Below are 18,112 nucleotides of genomic sequence, written 5' to 3' on the forward strand. Positions count from 1 at the left end.
ACCATGTGTGAGGGGTGGGGCGGCCGGAGCCGCCCCACCCGATCGTGTCTAGCTTCCGCTCAGGCTGCCGGTGGGCAGGTTGCCACAACGGGCGGTGAAATCGCCTTCGAGCAGGCAGGGCGGCTCCGGACGGACCGTTCCGACGTACTCGTAGTACTTGAACTCGGGATCGTCGACGTTCAAGAGTTTGACGATATACATGTCCTGTATGGCGACGTGATCCTCTGCGCGGATCTCGATCGTGCCCTTGGGACCTTCAAAGGACATCCCTTCGAGTGCCGCCCGCAACGAGTCGGCGTCCACGGCCCCGTTCGTGGCCCTGATGGCCTCGACGACCATGATCGCCGCGTTCATGCCGTCGGCATCGAACAGATCCGGGAAGGCTCCGAGTTCGGCGTCCTTCTCGATCAGGTAATCGTTGATGGCATTGTCGGCAGCCGTGTAGTGATAGATGATCGAGGCTGTCGAACCGATCGCATTTGCGAAGAATGCCGGCATGACGATGTTGTCCACGAACGGGGAACCGAGAACGGTGTCCTCGTCCACGACACCGAGGTCGAGGGCGCCCTGGAGCAGCGGCACGAAGCCTCCGCCTGCCCAGGTCACCAGGAAGGCATCCGCGTCGGTGTCCGCCAGCGGCTCGAGGTAGGAAGTGAAGTCCGTTGTGTCGGCCGGCGCGAACACGTCGTCTGCGATGAACTCGCCGCCTGCAAACGTGCAGGCGTCTTTGTAACCGGCCGCTCCGCCGTAACCGAAGGAGTAGTCGGGCGCGATCTGGACGAAGGTCTTGTACCCGTCGCCGTTGACGAACTGTTCACAGATCGCCATTGCATCCTGATAGTTGTTCCTGCTGGCCCGGAAGGTGTTCTCGTTGAAATCCTTGCCGGTGATGTCGGTGGCAGCGGCCGGTGCTGCAATCAGAATGATGTTGTTCTCGATTGCCAGGCTCTGCAGGCTGGCTGTTGCTCCCGAGCTGACGGTGCCGATGATGATGTCGGCTCCCTCGATCTCGATGAGCTCCCGTCCCGCCGTGGCGGTCAGCTCCGGATTGCTCTGGTCGTCTTTGAAGATCACCCGGATCTCGCAGTCGTCGACCATGTAGCTCTGCTCGAGGCCCGAGCCGACCTCGCCGCCCGTGGCGTAGGCGAATCCGATCGGTACACCACGGTTGATGTGGGCGCCGTAGATGGCCAGCGGCCCCGTCAGGTCGGTGACCACACCGACCGTGACGGGTTCGTCGCAGGTCAGGCCGGTCATCTCGGCCAGGGTCGTTGTTGTTGTCTCCTCGGCGGTCGTTGTTTCCGTGACCGTGTCGGCTGCAGTCGTCTCGGTGGTCGCGTCCGCCACCGTGGTCGTCGTGTCGTCGCTGTCACCGCCGCATGCGGCGAGGATCAGCGCCAATACGAGCAGTAGCGCCGGGATGCGCCGGGTTGTTCGTCTCATTCTCGGTTTCCTCCTGGTTTCTCGATGTGTGCATGGAACACACGATCGAACTCTGTCGGTTCTTCGATGAAGGGAACGTGGGCCGTCGCGGCGATGATGGTCTCGGAGAATTCTCCACCCATCTCGGCATAGCGTTCCAAGATGCGCCGGGTTTGGCCGAGCATGGGTTGCGAAGGATAGGTCTCCGCGCCCGGCCAGTCGGGGATGAGGCCGAATGCTCCGAGGGTGCCGGGATCGCCGGCCGCCTGATCGGAGACAACTCTGTCGAGTTCGCCGCGCACCCAGGCGATCGGAGGTTTCGGGTTTGCCGCCAGGAGTCGATCCACCAGCCCGGATGTGTATTTGGGAGACAAAGCGTTGTTGACACCCATCGTGCCGGGGGCCACGAACGGCCAGTTGGCACTCGGGGTCATGTCGCCGGGGTAGTCCTGTTCGCCGAGGTGCGTCGACAGCATCGCGGCGACCAGGCCGTCCTCGTTCTCCGGCACCGAACCGGGTACCACTATGAGCGAGCGGAGGGCGTTGCGGGGAGAGAAGGGGCTTTCAATACCGTCGTCGCCCGCTCGAAGCCGCTCGACCACTTGCGCGTTGATGAGCCCGCCGCCGGATCCGGCGAAATCATCCCAGCAAGGGCGGCCGTCGACGTCTCTGGTGCCGCCGAACCCGAACGGCGAGCCCGGCGCGACCTGGGTCGCCGTGATGATTCGCTCCGGAGCATCTGCGATCAGTCGCCATACGACGCTGCCGCCCATCGAGTTGCCCACGAGGTGGACCCGTTCGATGTCGAGTTCATCGAGCAGTGCCAGTGCGTCACCGGCCGGGTCGCCGAGGCCGTTGGTAGCGTCGATCTTCTTTTCCGAATCCGCCTCTCCGAATCCCCTCTGGTCCGGCGCAACGCCTTGGAAACCGGCGGGGAGCCGCAACATGGTCGTTTCCCACCAGGTCGCGCACGAGAGGTTCCCGTGGAGGAAGAGCACCGGAGCGCCGGTGGTCGGTCCGCTGAAGAGCACACGGGTGGTGATGCGCGAGGTTGTGACGGTCTCGGTGCGAATCCCGGGGAGTGTGGGGACGCTCATGGAGCGACGCCGTTCTGGTAATTGATACCGCGATCCACGAAGGCCATCACCTGTTCGAACACTTCGTCCGAGAGTTCTGCCTCTTCGCGGAGCACATATCTGCCGCCCATGAACTCGGCGATTCCCATCAGGAGGTGAGCAATCGTCGCCGAATCCAGGTCGTGCGGCAACTGCCCGGCCTGCTTGGCGCGCTCGAGGCCGGTCGAGTATCCGATGGCGAGTGTTTCGTAGTGCCACCTGTAGATCACCGGATCGACGAATTCTGCTTCGCGAACGACCTTGTACAGAGCCCGATGATCGCGGACGTAGTCGAAGAAGGTGCGAAACCCGACACGTTCGATCTCTCTTCGATCGCTCAAGCCGTCGACGGCCCGTGCGATCGTTTCGCGCAGGGAATGGTTCAGGTGGCGCACGAGTTCGGCGAAGGCGGCCTTCTTGTCGGGGAAGTAGACATAGAAGGTGCCTTGTGCCACGCCGGCGCGCCGGGTTATCTCAGACACCGATGCCCGTTCGAAAGCAACTTCGCCGAATACCGATTCGGCGGCGTCGAGCAGGGCCTGTCTGGTCGCCCGACCGCGCGCGGTCGGAGGGGCGGTGACCGCTGCCTTCAGAGTTGACGCCTGAGTCACGTCTCAGATTATGGGCGATTGTCTCCAAGGATACGAACCGGATCTAAGAAAAGATTTCGCGAACTGAAAGGTCGGGAGTGCCGGGCCGCTGGCCGGGAATGCTCGCCGGCAAGTAGCGTGGGGGGTCATGTCCCTCGTCGTGTTCCCGTTCCGGACCGAAGATCCGAAGGTCGTCGAGTTCAATCTCCGGGTTGCTGCATCGCATCCGGCGGTTGAGCGAGTTCTCGCCGTGGGAGCCGAAGTGGAGTCGACCTATCGGGCCGTCGAGTCGTTCGGGCCTGAGCTCGCCTCGACAACCGGTACTCCCGTGGATCTCATTCTTCAGGACCGGATAGGTTCGAAGCGGCCGGGCAAGGGGGACGGCATGAACACGGGACTCCGCTATTTCCTCAATGAGACGGACGCAGGGCGAATCCACTTCTACGACGCAGACATCACGAGCTTCGGGCCCGATTGGATCACCCAGGCCGAGAGGGCGGCCGACCGCGGATACGACGTTGTGCGGCACTTCTTTCCGCGCCCCAGCACCGACGCCATGATCACCTGGATGATCACCCGGACGGGCTTTGCCCTCCTCTGGCCCCACACCGAACTGCCGCGCATCGAGCAACCGCTCGGAGGCGAGTTGCTCTTCACCCGCCCGGTCGTCGAGGCGCTGGTCGCAGACGCGCGTGTCCGCGACCAGAGCGACTGGGGCATAGACACCCTCTACACCTTCTCCACGGTCCAGGCAGGGTTCTCCGTATATGAGACCTACGTTCCGCAGGGCAAACAACATGCACTGTACGGTGGTTTGACCGACCTTCGGACGATGCTCGTGGAGTGCTTTTCGGCTATTCAAAGCCTCACCGGCGAGGTTGTTGGCCCGGGCGCGACCCACCAGATCGAGGCAGCGGCTCCGGTCCCGTCATCCATCACCGAGAAGGTCGGATACAACCTCGAAGCCACCCTGCATCTACTCAGCGCGGATTGGACCCCCCGGCAGGCCGAGTTGCTCGGGCACTTCCCGACGGGCGTGGAGGAAGGGATGCTCGCCAATCGATCGGCGCCGACCTTCCTGTTCCTGGACGAAGATGCATGGTTCCTCTCATTTCGAACGCTGCTCGAAGCCTTCGTGCCCGGTGATCCCGACTGGGAGGCGGTGCTGTTCCGGCTCTGGGTGGCGCGCGTGATCAGCTACACGGCAACCCGGGCGCTGCGCGGCTATGAGCATTCCCAGCGGTACCTGGCGGAAATGGTGGACGGATACCGTCGTCGGGCCGAACTCGACTCGTGACCGGGCCGACTGTGGATCATGCCGCGCTGGCCAACGATCCCGGAAGGCGGGGGAGTCTGGCCCGCGTGTTCCAATCTGCCCTCCGTGCGGTAGACCCCGGCGTGGCGGTCGGGGCGGCTCTGCGGCGGGATGGCAGATTCCTGTTCGCCGGTAGGCGGGCGATAGACCTCGAGGAGATCGACCGCGTCCTGGTGCTCGCATTCGGCAAGGCATCGGTGCCGATGGCCGGTGCCATAGTCTCGATTCTCGGCGACTTGCCGATCGATGGGGTCGTCGTTTCGAACGACCCGAGGGACGTGCCCTATCTGGACGTTCTGCGGGCTGCCCACCCGGTACCCGATGAGACGAGCGTGTCCGCAGCCCGGAGACTGACGGAGGCGGCTGCAACCGCAGGCCCGCGTGATGTCGTCCTCGTTGCGATCTCCGGTGGAGGTTCGGCGTTGCTGACCCTGCCTGCAGCCGGCGTGTCGCTCGCCGACCTCGCAACCACGACCTCGCTACTGCTGCGTTGCGGGGCGTCGATTCAGGAGCTGAATACCGTTCGCAAACATCTGTCGGCCGTCAAAGGGGGGCGCCTCGCCGCGACCGTTTCGGGTGCCGCCGCGGTAGTGACTCTCGTGATTTCCGATGTCGTGGGTGACGACCTGACGGTGATCGCGTCGGGCCCGATGGTCCCGGACCTCTCGACCTTTGCCGACGCCCTCGCCGTTCTCGACCGATTCGATCTCCGGCGGACCGTTCCGGGGCGGGTCGTCGAGCACCTCGAAGCCGGAGCCGACGGCCGCGTTCCGGAAACGGTAAAGGACGAGGGCGTCTTCGCGACGCAGTCAATCGAGCTGGTAGCTACGGCGAGGAGGGCTGCTGAGGGGGCGGTGCACCGAGCCCGGGCGCTCGGCTGGGAGGCAGCGGTGGCAGCTGTGGACGTGACCGGCGAAGCGCGCGAGGTAGCGGGCCGCATCGTTGCATCGGCATCTCACCTGCGGCCGGGGGAAATGCTCGTCTACGCGGGCGAAACCACGGTGACCGTCGACGGCGACGGAAGAGGGGGGCGCAATCAGGAATTGGCGCTGGCGGCTGCGCTCGGTCTGGCCGGTGACGGTGGCGTTGTCCTCTTGGCCGCCGGCACGGACGGCATCGACGGGTCGACAGAGGTAGCGGGGGCTTTCGCCGATGGCGGATCCGTGGCGCGCGGGAAGGAACTCGGGCTCGATGCCGCCGATTACCTGAGGAGACACGATTCATACTCGTATCTCTCCGCTGTAGGCGACGTGATCGTGACAGGCCCCACGGGTACAAACGTCGGGGACCTGATCCTGGTAGCACGCAGCGGGTGAGAGGCCGTGGCAGCTGGCGATTGGCATTCTGCTCCGGATTGACCCACGGCTAATGACCCGACCGCCGGGGGCGTGATGGGCCGGGAGCTCAGGACTCAGAACCCGTAACCTGCCGGTTCTGTTACCTGCTTCCTACTTCTTCCGCCCCGGGTAGTACGAATCCGACAACGGCTCCGCCGTCGGAGGCATTCGTGGCTGAAACGGATCCTCCATGCTCTTCGGCGATCTGGCGCACGATGGCCAGACCGAGCCCGGATCCCGGCATGTTGCGCGCGTTCGTTGCACGGTAGAACCGATCGAAGACCCGATCATGATCTCCTGCCTGGATACCGGGTCCGTGATCGCGAACCGTCACCTCTCCCCGACGCTGGGCAACCTCGATCGGCCGGCCGGGTGGGCCCCACTTGATCGCGTTGTCCAGGAGATTTGCGACCGCGCGTTCAATTGCGCCGGCGCGGGCGTACACCACCACCGGCTCCGTATCGACCCTCACCTGCCGGCCCGATCGTCGCTGCGCCCGGTTGGCGACCGATGCGACCAGCTGATCCAGCCTGATGTCGGCGGATGGCTCCTCCACGGATCGGTCGGTGGCGAGATCGACCAGCTCGGCCACCAGTTCGGATAGATGCTGGAGTTCGGTCGTCGCATCGTCCATCAACTCCCGCCGCTGGTCCTCGGGCAGAGTATCGGCTCGCGCCAGGAGTTCTATGTTCGTGCGCAGGCTCGTCAGGGGGGTCCTGAGTTCGTGGCCGGCATCTGCCACCAGTTGTTGCTGCTGGCGTTTCGAGTCTGCCAGGGCGGCCAGCATTGCGTTGAATGAGCTCGCCAGGCGGCCGACTTCATCGTTTTGTGCGACGTCGATCGGTGAGTCGAGATCCTGGGTCGTTGCCACGTGTTCGGCTGCCGCCGTCAGTTCTCCGACCGGTCGCAGGGCTCTACCTGCGATGAGCCAGCCGGCCAACGCCGCCAGTGCCACACCGATGCCGCCGGTGGAGAGCATTCGAGCTTTCATGCCGTCGAGGACGGAGGTTGCTTCGGTGAGGGATCGGGCTACCTGAACGGCTCCGAGCGGGTGGCCGCTGAGAGCCGGAAGGTTGAAGGGAGCGGTGATGACACGGTATTGCTCGCCGTCGACGTCGATCGTGTGGATCGTGGCCGGCCTCTCGCCCCCGGCTACTTCCAGATCCAATTCGTCAACGGGCAACGGGCCCGAAGTGGCAAAGACCGTTCCGTCCGTTGTGAGGATCTGAACTATGGAGTCTGGTTGAACGAAACGTGAGCCACGTCCGCCGATTCCCATTCCCATCCCCATGATGGGATCCTCGCCGAGGTGGAAAGGGTCATCCCCGCTGCCGGGGAAGAGGGAGAATGCACCGAGGAATCCGATTCGCTGCTCCAGAAAGAGGTCGACTTCGTCGTATACCTCATTGGCGGCAAAGATGTATCCGGCGGTCGATACCGCGGCAACCGCGACGGCTGCGGCTCCGGCCACGAATAGGGTGAGACGAAGCCTGAGGCTCATGGTGCGCGGAGGACGTATCCGACGCCCCGGACGGTTTGAATGAGCCGCGGCTCGCCCTTCGGCTCGGTCTTTCTGCGCAGGTAGCCGATGTACACGTCGAGTGAGTTCGAAGATGTCCCGAAGTCGAATCCCCAGATTCGTTCGTAGATCGTCTCGCGGGTCAACACGATCCCCTGGTTCAACATCAGGAGTTCGAGCAGCTGGAACTCGGTCTTGGTGAGCTCGATCGGGCTGTCGCCCCTGCGGACCTCGCGGGTTGGCGGGTCGAGAGTCAGGTCGCCGACGCGCATGAGATCGCCGGTCTCCGGTTCAGATCGGCGAAGGAGGGCGCGCAGTCGTGCCAGCAGTTCCTCGAGCGCGAACGGCTTGACCAGGTAATCGTCCGCTCCGGCGTCGAGTCCTGCCACTCGATCCGACACCTCATGGCGAGCGGTGAGCATGAGAACGGGTGTTGTGTCGCCGCGTGCTCGCAAGCGGCGAGTGGCTTCGAGCCCGTCCACATGCGGCATCATCACATCCAGAATGATGACATCGGGAGATGTCGATAGAACCCGTTCGAGTCCCTCCGCTCCATCGTGGGCCGTCTCTACCTCATAGCCCTCGAAGTTCAGAGCGCGGGACAGCGCCGTGCGGACCTGGTCGTCGTCTTCCACGATGAGCACACGCATCCCGCCAGTATGGCCGGTTCCTGAATCCATGACGTTCACCGTACGATGCTCCTGTATGAGGAGGTTGAGAGCAACATGAGAAACGCATGAATGGTGCTTCTCATCGTTTACTCATCCCGGTTTCACCTTCGACTTAGGGCGTTTGGTCATGATCCGACCGATACAAGGAGTGTGAATCTCGATGCGACGTCCGCTACTGCCCGTCCTTGCGCTTTCCCTGCTGGTCGCCGCCTGTTCTCCAGGAGCAGATGAGAGTGGGGTTGCTTCGCTCACCGCCGCCGAGGACGACCTCGTGGCACCGGCCGCCGAGGAAGTCGATCGTGAGGCGGCTCTCTTGTCTTTCGCCGAGTGTCTCCGCGCAGAGGGTGTGGAGGTGGACGATCCGGAAGTAGGGCAGGACGGTCAGCTGCGACTTCCGCGACCGAACTCCGAACCAGACCGCGAGGCTATGCAAGCGGCCCGGGCTGCCTGCTCCGAGCACCTCGAGGGCGTGACTATCGGCTTCGAGGATCGGGACACAACCGAGTTCCAGGACATGCTTCTCGAGTTTGCGGCCTGCATGCGAGACAACGGCTACGACATGCCCGACCCGGATCTGAGCGCTTTCCAACCGGGTTCCGGGCCGGGCGGCGGAGGCGGAGGCGGCATCTTCGGAGGGCTCGAGGACAGGGACGATCCGACCTTCATCGCAGCCGGCGAGATCTGCCGGCCCATCTTCGGAGACTCCCGGATTGGCCGGGGGTTCGGAGGCGGTGGTGGCGGGTAGGCCGCAAGCTCTGGAGACATAAGCCGGTGCCGGCCGTATTGTTGTCCACTTCGTCGTTGGGGAGGATCCCGAATGAGCAAACGTTGGATGGCACTTGGCGGTGTCGTGATTGTCGTTCTGGCCGCGCTGTGGTTCTTCTTCCTTCGTTCGGACAATCCGGAGCGTGTGTCGCTTGATGACGCCGTTGCCGCGGCAAGTGTTCCGGCGGATGAAGCTGCCCCGGTGCAGTCCCTTCCTGGTGGCGCCGACGACGCTGCTAACGACGAATCGGTAGAGGCCGGATTGGATGGGACCTGGTCGGTTCTGGCCGATGGCAGCTCATTCGCGGGATATCGCGTTGGCGAGGAGCTTGCCGGCATAGGGGTGACCGAGGCCGTCGGCAGGACCAGCGCCGTTTCCGGGTATCTCGAGCTGGAGGGTGCGACGCTGACCGAGGTGCTTATCGAGGTCGACATGACCTCTCTCCGATCCGATGACAGTCGCCGGGACGGGGCGATGGGTCGCCAGGCCCTGGAGACCGGCGCGTTCCCGACCGCCTCATTCGTTCTGGCCGGACCGATCGATCTCGGGGCGATCCCGGAAGAAGGAGTGGCCATCTCCGTGGTGGCCACAGGCGACCTCACATTGCACGGCGTCACGAAAAGGCTGGAGTTCCCGCTCGAAGCGCAACTAGTCGGCGACAAGATCGTCGTCGTCGGAAGCGTCGACGTCGTCTACGGCGACTTCGGTATAGCGCTTCCCACCGCGCCGATCCTGGTGGGCGTGAACGACCACGGCTTGATCGAACTGCAGCTGTCCTTCGTGCGCGGCTAGGCCGCTCCGGCGGGTCCCTGGGTCGCCGGTCCCGAGTGGTTTTCCCGGGACGGGACATGACCCGTAGCCTGCAACGCGTCACGCTCCTCGAGGAGTGGACGGGTCGACTCCGACTTCGTTCTCGGCACTTCACCAGGTACCCTTGCTTGGTTGTCTGTAGATTCAAGGAGCCTGAGTGGCCAAGCAGGATGATGTGATCCGGGTGCAGGGAGTCGTCGTCGAGACCCTCCCGAATGCGACGTTCCGGGTCGAGGTCGATGGCGGTCTCGAGGTTCTCGCCCGCGCCGCAGGAAAGATGCGGCGGGGTCGGTACATTCGTATCCTGCCCGGAGATCGTGTCGACCTAGAGCTCTCTGCCTACGATCCGACTCGCGGCCGGATCGTCTGGCGGTATAAGTGAGCCGCAGGTTCTAGGTTCTGCCAGTGGTCGACGGTTCGCCCGGTCGACCATTCATACGCCTACGGTCTTGCTTCTGCGTTCGAGCAGCGTCACATCGCGCCAGGTTCCGTTCATCTCGCCGAGGCGCTCGCGGGTACCGATCACCCTGAATCCCGCCGCGCGATGCAGGGCGATCGAGGGTTCGTTCTCGGGGAAGATACCCGCCTGAAGAGTCCAGATTCCGGCCGTTTCCGAGGATTTTATGATCTCGCTCAGAAGCGCCCTGCCGATGCCGCGCCCCCTTGCTCCTGCCCCAACGTAGACGCTCACCTCGGCGACGCCTCCATAGGCACATCTGTCGGAGACCGGGCTCAGCGCGGCCCAGCCGGCGACCGTGCCGGCTTCTTTGGCGACCAGCCGGCAGTCCGGCAGATGCTCGGCATCCCAGTCCGGCCAGTCGGGAACGTGCGTTTCGAAGGTAGCGTCACCGGTGGCGATTCCATCGGCGTAGATGGCGGCCACAGCCGCCCAATCCCCCTGGGTCATGGGAACGATGATCACGAGAGCAGAGTAGCCCTGGGATAATCGCTTCGATGTCACGTTTGGAATGCGCCGACAATCTCGAAGTGTTGCGGAATCTGCCGGATGGGTCGGTCGATCTCATCTACACCGATCCTCCGTTCGGAACCGGGAAGCGCCGGCGCCTCGACACGATTCGCACAGGAAACGGTGACGGGATTCGTCGGGGTTTCGGAGGTCGCGAGTATCCGTTCGAGGTAGTCGGCTCGATGGAGTATCGAGACGACCTTCCCTTCGAGCAGTACCTCGGCTTCATCGAGGCACGACTCCGTGAAATGCATCGTGTGCTCAAACCCGATGGGTCGTTGTATCTGCACCTCGACCATCACGCAGTGCATTACGTGAGGGTGATGCTCGATGTCATCTTCGGCGCCGACCGATTTCTAAACGAGGTCATCTGGGCGTACGACTACGGCGGACGGCATCGGGATCGCTGGCCGCGCAAGCACGACACGATTCTCTGGTACGCCAAAGGAGACCGCTGGACGTTCAATCGCGACGACATCGACAGGATTCCCTACATGGCTCCCGGCCTCGTCGGACCGGAGAAGGCGGCGAGAGGGAAGCTGCCCACCGACGTGTGGTGGATGACGATCGTTCCTACCAGCGGTGCCGAGCGAACCGGATATCCCACCCAGAAGCCCCTGGCGCTGGCGAGGCGGATCATCGCTGCGTCGTCGAACGCGGGCGACCTCGTCGCCGACTTCTTCTGCGGGTCCGGGACGGTCGGTGTGGCCGCCCGGGAACTCGGGCGCGAGTACCTGCTCGTCGACATCAACCCGGAGGCGATCGAGATCGCGGCCCGCCGTCTCGTTTGAGTCCGGTTCGGGTGGCCCCTGAGTCCGACCGGTGAGAGCCCGGCGTGCATCTAGGATGCAGACGTGACTCCGAGCCGGCATTCGCGGAAGACCTGATGTCCATTCTCGAACTGAGCGACCGGCTCGTCGACGACATTGCCTCGCTCTCGCCGATCGCCGCCACCTTGATGGGCATCCCCGGATACGACCATCTTTGGCAGGACTTCAGCCCGGAGGGAGTTCAACGCGCCGCCGACATGCTGCGCACGTATGAGGCGGCGGCGCTCCGACTAGACGATTCGGGAGATGATTGGGAGAGACTCGCCAGGAGAGTCCTCCTCGACTTCGTCGGCCGGTCCCTTTCGGAGATAGAGAGCGGCGATCACTTGCGCGACGTGAACAACAGTGCTTCGCCGTTGCAGATGGTCGTCCAGGTGTTCGACATGATGGATGCGCAGTCGGCGGAAGGGTGTTCGAACATCGTCCGGCGGCTGTCATCCATGGAGCAGGTCCTCGGTTCCTACCGGGATGCATTGGAAGAGGGTGTCGTACGTAACCTTCTTGCAGCTCGCCGTCAGGTCGCGTCTGCCGTCGAGGAGTGCCGGTCGCATGCAGGGCACGGATCGTTCCTCGAGAACCTGGCGAGTCGCGTGACCGCCTGCGAGGAGGCCGACGTTGCATCCCTCTCCACGGCCGTCGAGGCCGCCCGTAAGGCCTTCGGCAGCCTGGCCGACTATCTGGAGCAGGAGTATCTACCCGTTGCCCCCATCGAGGATGCGGTGGGCGAAGCGAGGTACGTACGGGCTGCACGGCATTTCCTCGGGGCCGACATCGACACTCTCGACACCTATGCCTGGGGATGGTCCGAGGTTCGGACACTCTGGGACCGCATGGAGAGGGTGGCCGGAGAGATCGCTCCCGGCCGATCCGTGGCGGATGTGCTCCGGCTGCTCAAAACGGATCCCGACAGGTGTGTGCCCGACGAAGGTGCTTTTCTCGACTTCATCCGGAATCGACAGGTGGATGCTGTTGAACGTTTGTCGGGAAGTCACTTCGAGATACCGGACAAGATGCGTCATGTCGACGTGAAGCTCGCCCCGGCCGGCAGCGCCCTCGGCGCCTACTACATGCAGCCCTCGGAGGACTTCTCCAGGCCTGGCGCCGTGTTCTACGCATTGCCGGACCGGAGGCCGATATCGATCTACGACGAGGTCTCGACCGCATATCACGAGGGCTACCCGGGCCACCACCTTCAGATCGGTATCCAGGTTGGTCTTGCCGACAACCTCAGCCGGCTGCACCGGATGGTGGTCTGGTATCCGGGATACGGTGAAGGATGGGCGCTGTACGTCGAGGAACTCATGGATGAACTCGGGTTCTACGACAGGCCCGACTACGTGATGGGGCTGCTGGTCAATCAGATGCATCGGGCGTGCCGGGTGGTCATCGACATCGGCTGTCATGTCGGATATGCGATTCCGGACGATGCCGGATTCCATCCGGGCGAGGTGTGGTCCTACGACCTGGCGGTCGAACTCCTCGAGCAGCGTGCATTCCTCGACCCGTCGTATGCCCGTTCAGAAGTGACCAGGTATCTCGGGTGGCCCGGGCAGGCGATCTCCTACAAAGTGGGGGAGCGTGTCATCCGGGAGATCAGGGCCGGCCTGGAGCAGCGGTACGGTGATAGCTTCGATGTGAAGAAGTTCCACTCCGACCTACTGGGTTGCGGCCCGTTGGGCCTCGACCACCTGCGCGAAGTGATGCTCGGAGAAAGCCGGTAGACGGCGACCGGCGGCTACTTACACACGTCCTCCAGGTAGGGGTACGGGTTCACTGCCGGACCGTCGTCCGGATGGATCTCGAAATGAATGTGCGGCCGCGAACCAACCGCGTTGCCGGAGTCCCCGACCGTGCCGATTGCCGTTCCGGCGGCAACGTATCCGGAGGCCCCGAAACTGTCCATGTGGGAGCCGATGTAGGTCGCGCCGTCGTCGCCGTACAGATTGAACTGCATTCCTCCGATGGAGCCGATCTTGAACTCCACCCGTCCCGAGACGGGCGCCACTACCTCGGTACCGCCGGCGGCGAAGAGGTCGATCCCCTCGTGGAAGCGCCCTCCCGATCTCGGGAACCCGTAGTCGTTGAAGAAGGTGCCTCCCGGAACCGGACAGATGAAGCTGCCGCCCGGGACTACCAGGACCTGCCCGACTCTGATCAGGTCGGGGTTCGTCAGACTGTTGAGTTCCACCAGGGTGTCGACGGTCGTGCCGTAGGCGGCGGCGATCTTGCCGAGAGTCTCCCCGGAGGCGACGGTGTGCGATCCGGCTGATCCTGATCCCGGCGTGAAATCGATCGTTTCGCCGGACAGGCTCAGTCGTGTGCCGATGTAGATCACGTTGGTGTTGGTTATCCCGTTGGCTCGCGCCAGCTCTTCGGTGGTCATTCCGTACTTGGCTGCAATGGTTGACAGGCTCTCACCCGATTTGACGGTATGAGTCGATGAGGAAGCCGCTCCTGCCGAGGTCGCTGCTCCCGGTATCAACAGCTGCTGGCCGACGTAGATACGGTCGGGGTTGGAAAGGTTGTTCTCTCGCGCCAGGGCGGTCGCGGTCGTGCCGTTCTTGTTGGCAATGCCGGACAGCGTGTCGCCGGGTTGTACGGTGTAGGTCGCCCCGGCCGCAAACACGAACAGGGCAACCGCCGTTGCAGCGATCGAGCGGCGTGTCGATGATGGCACGAGCATCCGTCCTCCAAATGCTCCGCCCGTCGAATCCCGCAACTACTTCGTTGGTGGCCTTTTCAACCCCAGCGCGGGAGCCACGATCAAGAAATCGGAAATCCCATGCTACCGCTTTAGGAGTTCCGCAAACGGATTTCCGGCGGGGCGGCCTGGCCGACCCGGAGTTGCCCGCATGCGGCGTCGATATCGGCACCGCGGGTGTCCCTGACCGTCACATTGACATCTGATGCGCGGAGGTGGCCGACGAATGCCTGGATCCGGGATCGGCGCGACGGCTGATCCTGGCTGAGCGGCGTGGCGTTGAGGGGGATCACATTGACATGAGCGCCGAGACGGCGAGCGATTCTGGACAACCTGGTGGCCTGCTCGACGGTGTCGTTCACGCCGTCGATCAGCGTCCACTCGATGGAGACGCGCCGTCCCTTGCGTTCGAAGTAGTTGGCGGCGGCCGCCTCGACCTCGGCGAGGGGATACCTCTTGTTGATCGGGACCAGCGTGTTGCGGAGTTCATCATCGGCGGCGTGCAGGCTGACTGCGAGGTTCACCGGCCACGGTTCTTCGGCGAGCCGGAGCATGCCGGGTACCAATCCGACCGTGGAGACCGTCAACCGGCGCGGCGACATATCCATGTCCTCCACGATCCGCCGGGTCGCCTCCCGGACTCGATCGTAGTTGGCGAGCGGTTCGCCCATTCCCATGAACACGATGTTGGTGAGCTGGTTGGGTCCCACCGGCAGGCCGACGTCTCGCAGATACGCTCGGGCGTACGCGACCTGGGCAACGATCTCGCCGGCCTGCAGATGCCGTTCGAAACCGAACTGTCCGGTAGCGCAGAACGAACAGGCGAGGGCGCAACCCACCTGACTCGAGATACACAGGGTCGTGCGCTCCGGGTAACCCATCAGCACAGCCTCTATGGCCGCACCATCCGGGGCTCTGAACAGCCATTTGATGGTGGACCCGCCGTCCGCGTTCTGCTCGACCTCAACGTCGAACGGCCACAGACTCTCTTCGAGGGCCTCTCTCATCGAGGGCGGGAGGTCTGTCATGGAACTCGGAGCCAGGGCCGGCTTGCGGTACAGCCATTGGTACAGCTGCTTGGCGCGATATGGGTTCTCGTCGGGGAAGAGGCCGGCAAGCTCTGCGGGATGGGTCAGATAGGGCACAGAGACAGGGTAACCGGTATCCGGCTGCCGGCCGGCCGGGCGATAGGGCCGTTCGCAACCGGCGATCGGCACCCGGTGACGGCCGGTGGCGGGACCCGGCGCACCTGCCGGCCCGGTCCCGGACTCGATCTCCTAGAATCGACGCCATGAAACGGTTGGTTCGCCTCATGTCCTTCGCCGCAGCTGTTGCAGCCATCATCTGGGCCATGAGGGATCGGTTCATCTCTCTGGCTCTGCCTCGCGAACCCGAACCGCCGGTGCTCCGCCATCCGGAGGACCATCCACGGGTTCCCCATAGACCGCACCAGGCTGCGCATGAGGATCTCGAGCCGCTGGTGAAGGACGACCTGCAGGAGATCAAAGGCATCGGGCCGGTGTTTGCCGCCAAGTTGGCCGACCTGGGGATTACTTCGTTCGCCGACCTCGCCGCCGGTTCGATTGATGAGCTCGCATCCGGATTGGACACCACCGAGACGCGCATATCCGATTGGATGGCTCAGGCACGGCAGCGAATCTGAGACTCCTCCAGGGAGCTCTCCGGAGCTAGACCCTCAGCCTCGATACGACTTCCGGCTCGCGGATCTTCCAGCGTCCGAGGCCCGCATAGAGCAGGAAGCTCAGCGTCATGGAGATCATTATCGGGGGAAGGCCGACGGACTCGGCGATCGAGGCTTCGCCGGGAATCCAGGACTCGAGCAAAGCAACCCAGCTCTCAGGGCCGACCGGCCGGATTACCGCAGCCGACGCGAACCCCGCCACGACGGCGATCAGCCCGTACAGATTCACACCCGAGTGGATGCCCTTCCTGCGATAGAGGTCGTCGGTTTCGTAGTGCCGGCGGCGCACCACGTAGTAATCCGCAAGGAGAACCGACAGCAGCTGCGCGATGAGCACGACCACCAGATCGGTGATTTCCCTGATGATCCCGGTAGGAACCATCAGAGCGGCCAGCGTGCCGATTCCAACGAGCATGATTGCCTGAATCCGGCCGGCGAAACGGTCGTTGAGGGTTGAAAGGGCCGTCCCGCTGCTGAATGCAAGGAGAAACGGCTGGTCCATCCCGGCAACGATGAACCAAGCCACTACGACTATCGCTCCGAAGGTGGATACCCCATCGAGGAGGAGGGACGTCGGGTCGTCGCTGGGGAGGCCGATAGACGCCGTCCGCATGCCTCCGATGAGCACGAGGATCAGCGCCGCGACGCTGAATCCGGTCCCGGCGCCCGAGGCGGCCGCCGGGGCGGCAACGGCGAACCGGGCGGTGTCTGCCACCACGGGAAACCAGATGATGCCGAGCACCATGATTCCATCGACCCCCAACCAGAAGTTGCCGGCTTCGGGAGTGGCTTCGAGCAACGGCGCCAGATCCACCACGGAGAGATATCTCCAGGCAAGCACGACCGTCAATATCAGGGCGGCCCAGAAGGCGAAGCGATAGAGCCAGATCTGAGTCACCCAGGCAAGGCCGGCGACGAGCAGGGCAATCGCGGCGAGAGCGAGTCCGGCGATCGCCACGTTTTCGTGGATTTCCCCGAGATCCAGGGCCTTCAAACCGCCGACGATGGCGGAGCCGCCGAACTCGAGTTCGAGGGCAATCCAGGCAACCAGGAACGTGACCTGCAGAATCATGGCCGCCCAGGAGCCGGCGACCCCCAGCGCCGGCCGTAGAAGTAGGCCCGTCGGCACCCCGTTTTCGGAAGCCAGCCACGCGACCAGGGACACCAGGGCGGCGGCGATGACGATACCGAGCGGCGCCGCCAGAATCAGTTGTGAGACGGTCAGGCCGAGGCCGGGATCGAATCCGAGCAACTCGATGCTCGCCATCAGCGCCGGCGCGCCGAAGGCCAGAGAGGCAACCAGCACCGCAAACTCGGATGAGCCGAATACCCGTTCGGACATTCCAATCGGATAGCTGGAGGAAATCGGCAACCATGCACGTTTTGCCACGGCGGAAGTCTAGAGGCGAAGCGATCCCGCGTGGCAGGTAGGAGGACCTGCTGGGTCAGGGTCGTGGGTTCCGGGTTCTATCCCAACCGTTCCCGGCGCTTGGATCATCGGCGGCGAGATCCGGGTGCCGACTGCGGACGGCCAATGGATCACGGCCCGGGGATTGCGGACCTAGAGGGCGCCGTACTTCGCCTGCAGGCGGGCCAGGCCGTTGGTGTCGAACGCCATTGTGAGCGAGACCCTGATAACACCTGCTTCGGTTCCGCCGAGAGCCTCCATCGCAGCCCTCGAGAGGTCGATGCAACGGGTGCTGTGTCGTGTCTTGAGGTCCGGCATGTAGGGGCCGCGATCGTTGATGCGCACCTGAACCGATGCGCCGGTGTCGAGGCGAGTCACGGTGACGATCGTGTTGAAGTCGACGAAGTGCGTGGCGGCGGTCATCGAGTTCGGATCGAATATCTCACCGTTCGAAGTCGTTCGTCCGGCGAAAGCATCGCCGTAGTAGGAAGCCTTGCAAGGACCGACGCCGCCCAGTGACAGTACCTCACCGTCTTCGGTGATCGTCGTGGTGGTGGTCGCCGGCGGAGAAGTCGTGGTGGTCGTAGGGGGGACCGTCGTCGTTGTTGTCGGGGGGACGGTGGTAGTCGTCGTCGGAATGCTCTGCGGCGGTACCAGGCGAGCGTACAACTCGAGCTCCGCCGCCTCCGAGAACTCGGCGACCCCGGGTTCCGAGCCGACGAGTTGCAGCTCGGAGAAGGCCTGGGCGGCGACGAGTCCGGCTGCTCCTCCGCGCACGTCAGAAACCCCCGCCACGCCGTCCGACGTTGCAGCCTGAACGGCTGGGTTGTCGGTGGTGTCGGGGGAGAAAGCTGCAAACCCGGCTACTGCCAGGAGGGCTACGCCGGCCCATGCAACTAACGCGATCAAACGAACGAGTCGCATCCGAATATCCACTCCGCCTTCTGTGTCCCGCGAGT

18 protein-coding genes are annotated in these 18,112 nt (G+C 63.8%); 8 read left to right on the forward strand and 10 right to left on the reverse strand.

All coding sequences use genetic code 11. The features are described 5' to 3' along the window. Window positions 1-48: 48 nt before the first annotated feature. The 3 genes from VLT15_08535 to VLT15_08545 are packed head-to-tail and all read right to left on the reverse strand — an operon-like array spanning window position 49 to window position 3,148. Window positions 49-1,443 carry an ABC transporter substrate-binding protein gene (locus VLT15_08535; GenBank protein ID HSR45261.1) on the reverse strand — a complete coding sequence of 465 codons (1,395 nt, stop codon included), beginning with the start codon at window positions 1,441-1,443 and terminating at the stop codon, window positions 49-51. After that, window positions 1,440-2,519, reverse strand: coding sequence for an alpha/beta fold hydrolase (locus tag VLT15_08540; protein HSR45262.1), 1,080 nt, complete (start codon window positions 2,517-2,519; stop codon window positions 1,440-1,442). Before VLT15_08540 ends, VLT15_08535 begins: the two co-directional genes overlap by 4 nt. Further along, window positions 2,516-3,148 (reverse strand): TetR/AcrR family transcriptional regulator, encoded by a 633-nt coding sequence (locus VLT15_08545; protein HSR45263.1) that lies wholly within the window; start codon window positions 3,146-3,148, stop codon window positions 2,516-2,518. Before VLT15_08545 ends, VLT15_08540 begins: the two co-directional genes overlap by 4 nt. A 127-nt stretch (window positions 3,149-3,275) precedes the next feature. Between VLT15_08545 and VLT15_08550 the strand changes: the two genes are divergently transcribed. Both VLT15_08550 and VLT15_08555 read left to right on the forward strand, forming a co-directional pair. Further along, window positions 3,276-4,424: a hypothetical protein gene (locus VLT15_08550; protein ID HSR45264.1), complete on the forward strand. Its 1,149-nt coding sequence runs from the start codon at window positions 3,276-3,278 to the stop codon at window positions 4,422-4,424. Further along, window positions 4,421-5,758, forward strand: coding sequence for a DUF4147 domain-containing protein (locus tag VLT15_08555; GenBank protein ID HSR45265.1), 1,338 nt, complete (start codon window positions 4,421-4,423; stop codon window positions 5,756-5,758). Before VLT15_08550 ends, VLT15_08555 begins: the two co-directional genes overlap by 4 nt. A 121-nt stretch (window positions 5,759-5,879) precedes the next feature. Here VLT15_08555 and VLT15_08560 read toward each other — a convergent pair whose 3' ends face one another. Both VLT15_08560 and VLT15_08565 read right to left on the reverse strand, forming a co-directional pair. Next, complete coding sequence (locus VLT15_08560; protein ID HSR45266.1) at window positions 5,880-7,280, reverse strand: HAMP domain-containing sensor histidine kinase; 1,401 nt, start codon at window positions 7,278-7,280, stop codon at window positions 5,880-5,882. Then, a complete protein-coding gene (locus VLT15_08565; GenBank protein HSR45267.1) occupies window positions 7,277-7,948 on the reverse strand; it encodes a response regulator transcription factor in 672 nt (223 codons plus the stop codon). The genes VLT15_08560 and VLT15_08565 overlap by 4 nt, the downstream gene beginning before the upstream one ends. A 181-nt stretch (window positions 7,949-8,129) precedes the next feature. Here VLT15_08565 and VLT15_08570 point away from each other — a divergent pair, with 181 nt between their 5' ends. The 3 genes from VLT15_08570 (at window position 8,130) to infA (ending at window position 9,927) form a co-directional block, all read left to right on the forward strand. Beyond that, entirely contained in the window at window positions 8,130-8,714 is a 585-nt protein-coding gene (locus tag VLT15_08570) for a hypothetical protein (GenBank protein HSR45268.1), read from the forward strand. Window positions 8,715-8,786: 72 nt separating this feature from the next. After that, window positions 8,787-9,527 (forward strand): YceI family protein, encoded by a 741-nt coding sequence (locus tag VLT15_08575; GenBank protein HSR45269.1) that lies wholly within the window; start codon window positions 8,787-8,789, stop codon window positions 9,525-9,527. Window positions 9,528-9,702: 175 nt separating this feature from the next. Further along, on the forward strand, window positions 9,703-9,927 hold the full coding sequence (gene infA / locus VLT15_08580; GenBank protein ID HSR45270.1) for a translation initiation factor IF-1: 225 nt from the start codon (window positions 9,703-9,705) through the stop codon (window positions 9,925-9,927). 51 nt (window positions 9,928-9,978) lie between these two features. On the opposite strand, the gene VLT15_08585 is transcribed toward infA, so the two are convergent. Beyond that, entirely contained in the window at window positions 9,979-10,452 is a 474-nt protein-coding gene (locus tag VLT15_08585) for a GNAT family N-acetyltransferase (protein HSR45271.1), read from the reverse strand. Window positions 10,453-10,499: 47 nt separating this feature from the next. Here VLT15_08585 and VLT15_08590 point away from each other — a divergent pair, with 47 nt between their 5' ends. Continuing rightward, window positions 10,500-11,303: a site-specific DNA-methyltransferase gene (locus VLT15_08590; GenBank protein ID HSR45272.1), complete on the forward strand. Its 804-nt coding sequence runs from the start codon at window positions 10,500-10,502 to the stop codon at window positions 11,301-11,303. A gap of 95 nt (window positions 11,304-11,398) precedes the next feature. Continuing rightward, window positions 11,399-13,063, forward strand: coding sequence for a DUF885 domain-containing protein (locus VLT15_08595; GenBank protein HSR45273.1), 1,665 nt, complete (start codon window positions 11,399-11,401; stop codon window positions 13,061-13,063). 14 nt (window positions 13,064-13,077) lie between these two features. Here VLT15_08595 and VLT15_08600 read toward each other — a convergent pair whose 3' ends face one another. Continuing rightward, complete coding sequence (locus tag VLT15_08600; GenBank protein HSR45274.1) at window positions 13,078-14,019, reverse strand: M23 family metallopeptidase; 942 nt, start codon at window positions 14,017-14,019, stop codon at window positions 13,078-13,080. 116 nt (window positions 14,020-14,135) lie between these two features. Further along, complete coding sequence (gene rlmN, locus VLT15_08605; GenBank protein HSR45275.1) at window positions 14,136-15,188, reverse strand: 23S rRNA (adenine(2503)-C(2))-methyltransferase RlmN; 1,053 nt, start codon at window positions 15,186-15,188, stop codon at window positions 14,136-14,138. Window positions 15,189-15,334: 146 nt separating this feature from the next. Here rlmN and VLT15_08610 point away from each other — a divergent pair, with 146 nt between their 5' ends. Next, a complete protein-coding gene (locus VLT15_08610) occupies window positions 15,335-15,706 on the forward strand; it encodes a helix-hairpin-helix domain-containing protein (GenBank protein HSR45276.1) in 372 nt (123 codons plus the stop codon). A 25-nt stretch (window positions 15,707-15,731) separates the two neighbouring features. Here the strand turns inward: VLT15_08610 and VLT15_08615 are convergent, their stop codons facing one another. Continuing rightward, window positions 15,732-17,135 carry a cytosine permease gene (locus tag VLT15_08615; protein ID HSR45277.1) on the reverse strand — a complete coding sequence of 468 codons (1,404 nt, stop codon included), beginning with the start codon at window positions 17,133-17,135 and terminating at the stop codon, window positions 15,732-15,734. Window positions 17,136-17,306: 171 nt separating this feature from the next. Further along, window positions 17,307-18,077 (reverse strand): septal ring lytic transglycosylase RlpA family protein, encoded by a 771-nt coding sequence (locus tag VLT15_08620; GenBank protein ID HSR45278.1) that lies wholly within the window; start codon window positions 18,075-18,077, stop codon window positions 17,307-17,309. Window positions 18,078-18,112 lie beyond the last annotated feature (35 nt).

The organism is Acidimicrobiia bacterium (assembly GCA_035471805.1).
In the GTDB taxonomy this organism is placed as follows: Bacteria; Actinomycetota; Acidimicrobiia; order Spongiisociales; family JAHEDJ01; genus JAHEDJ01.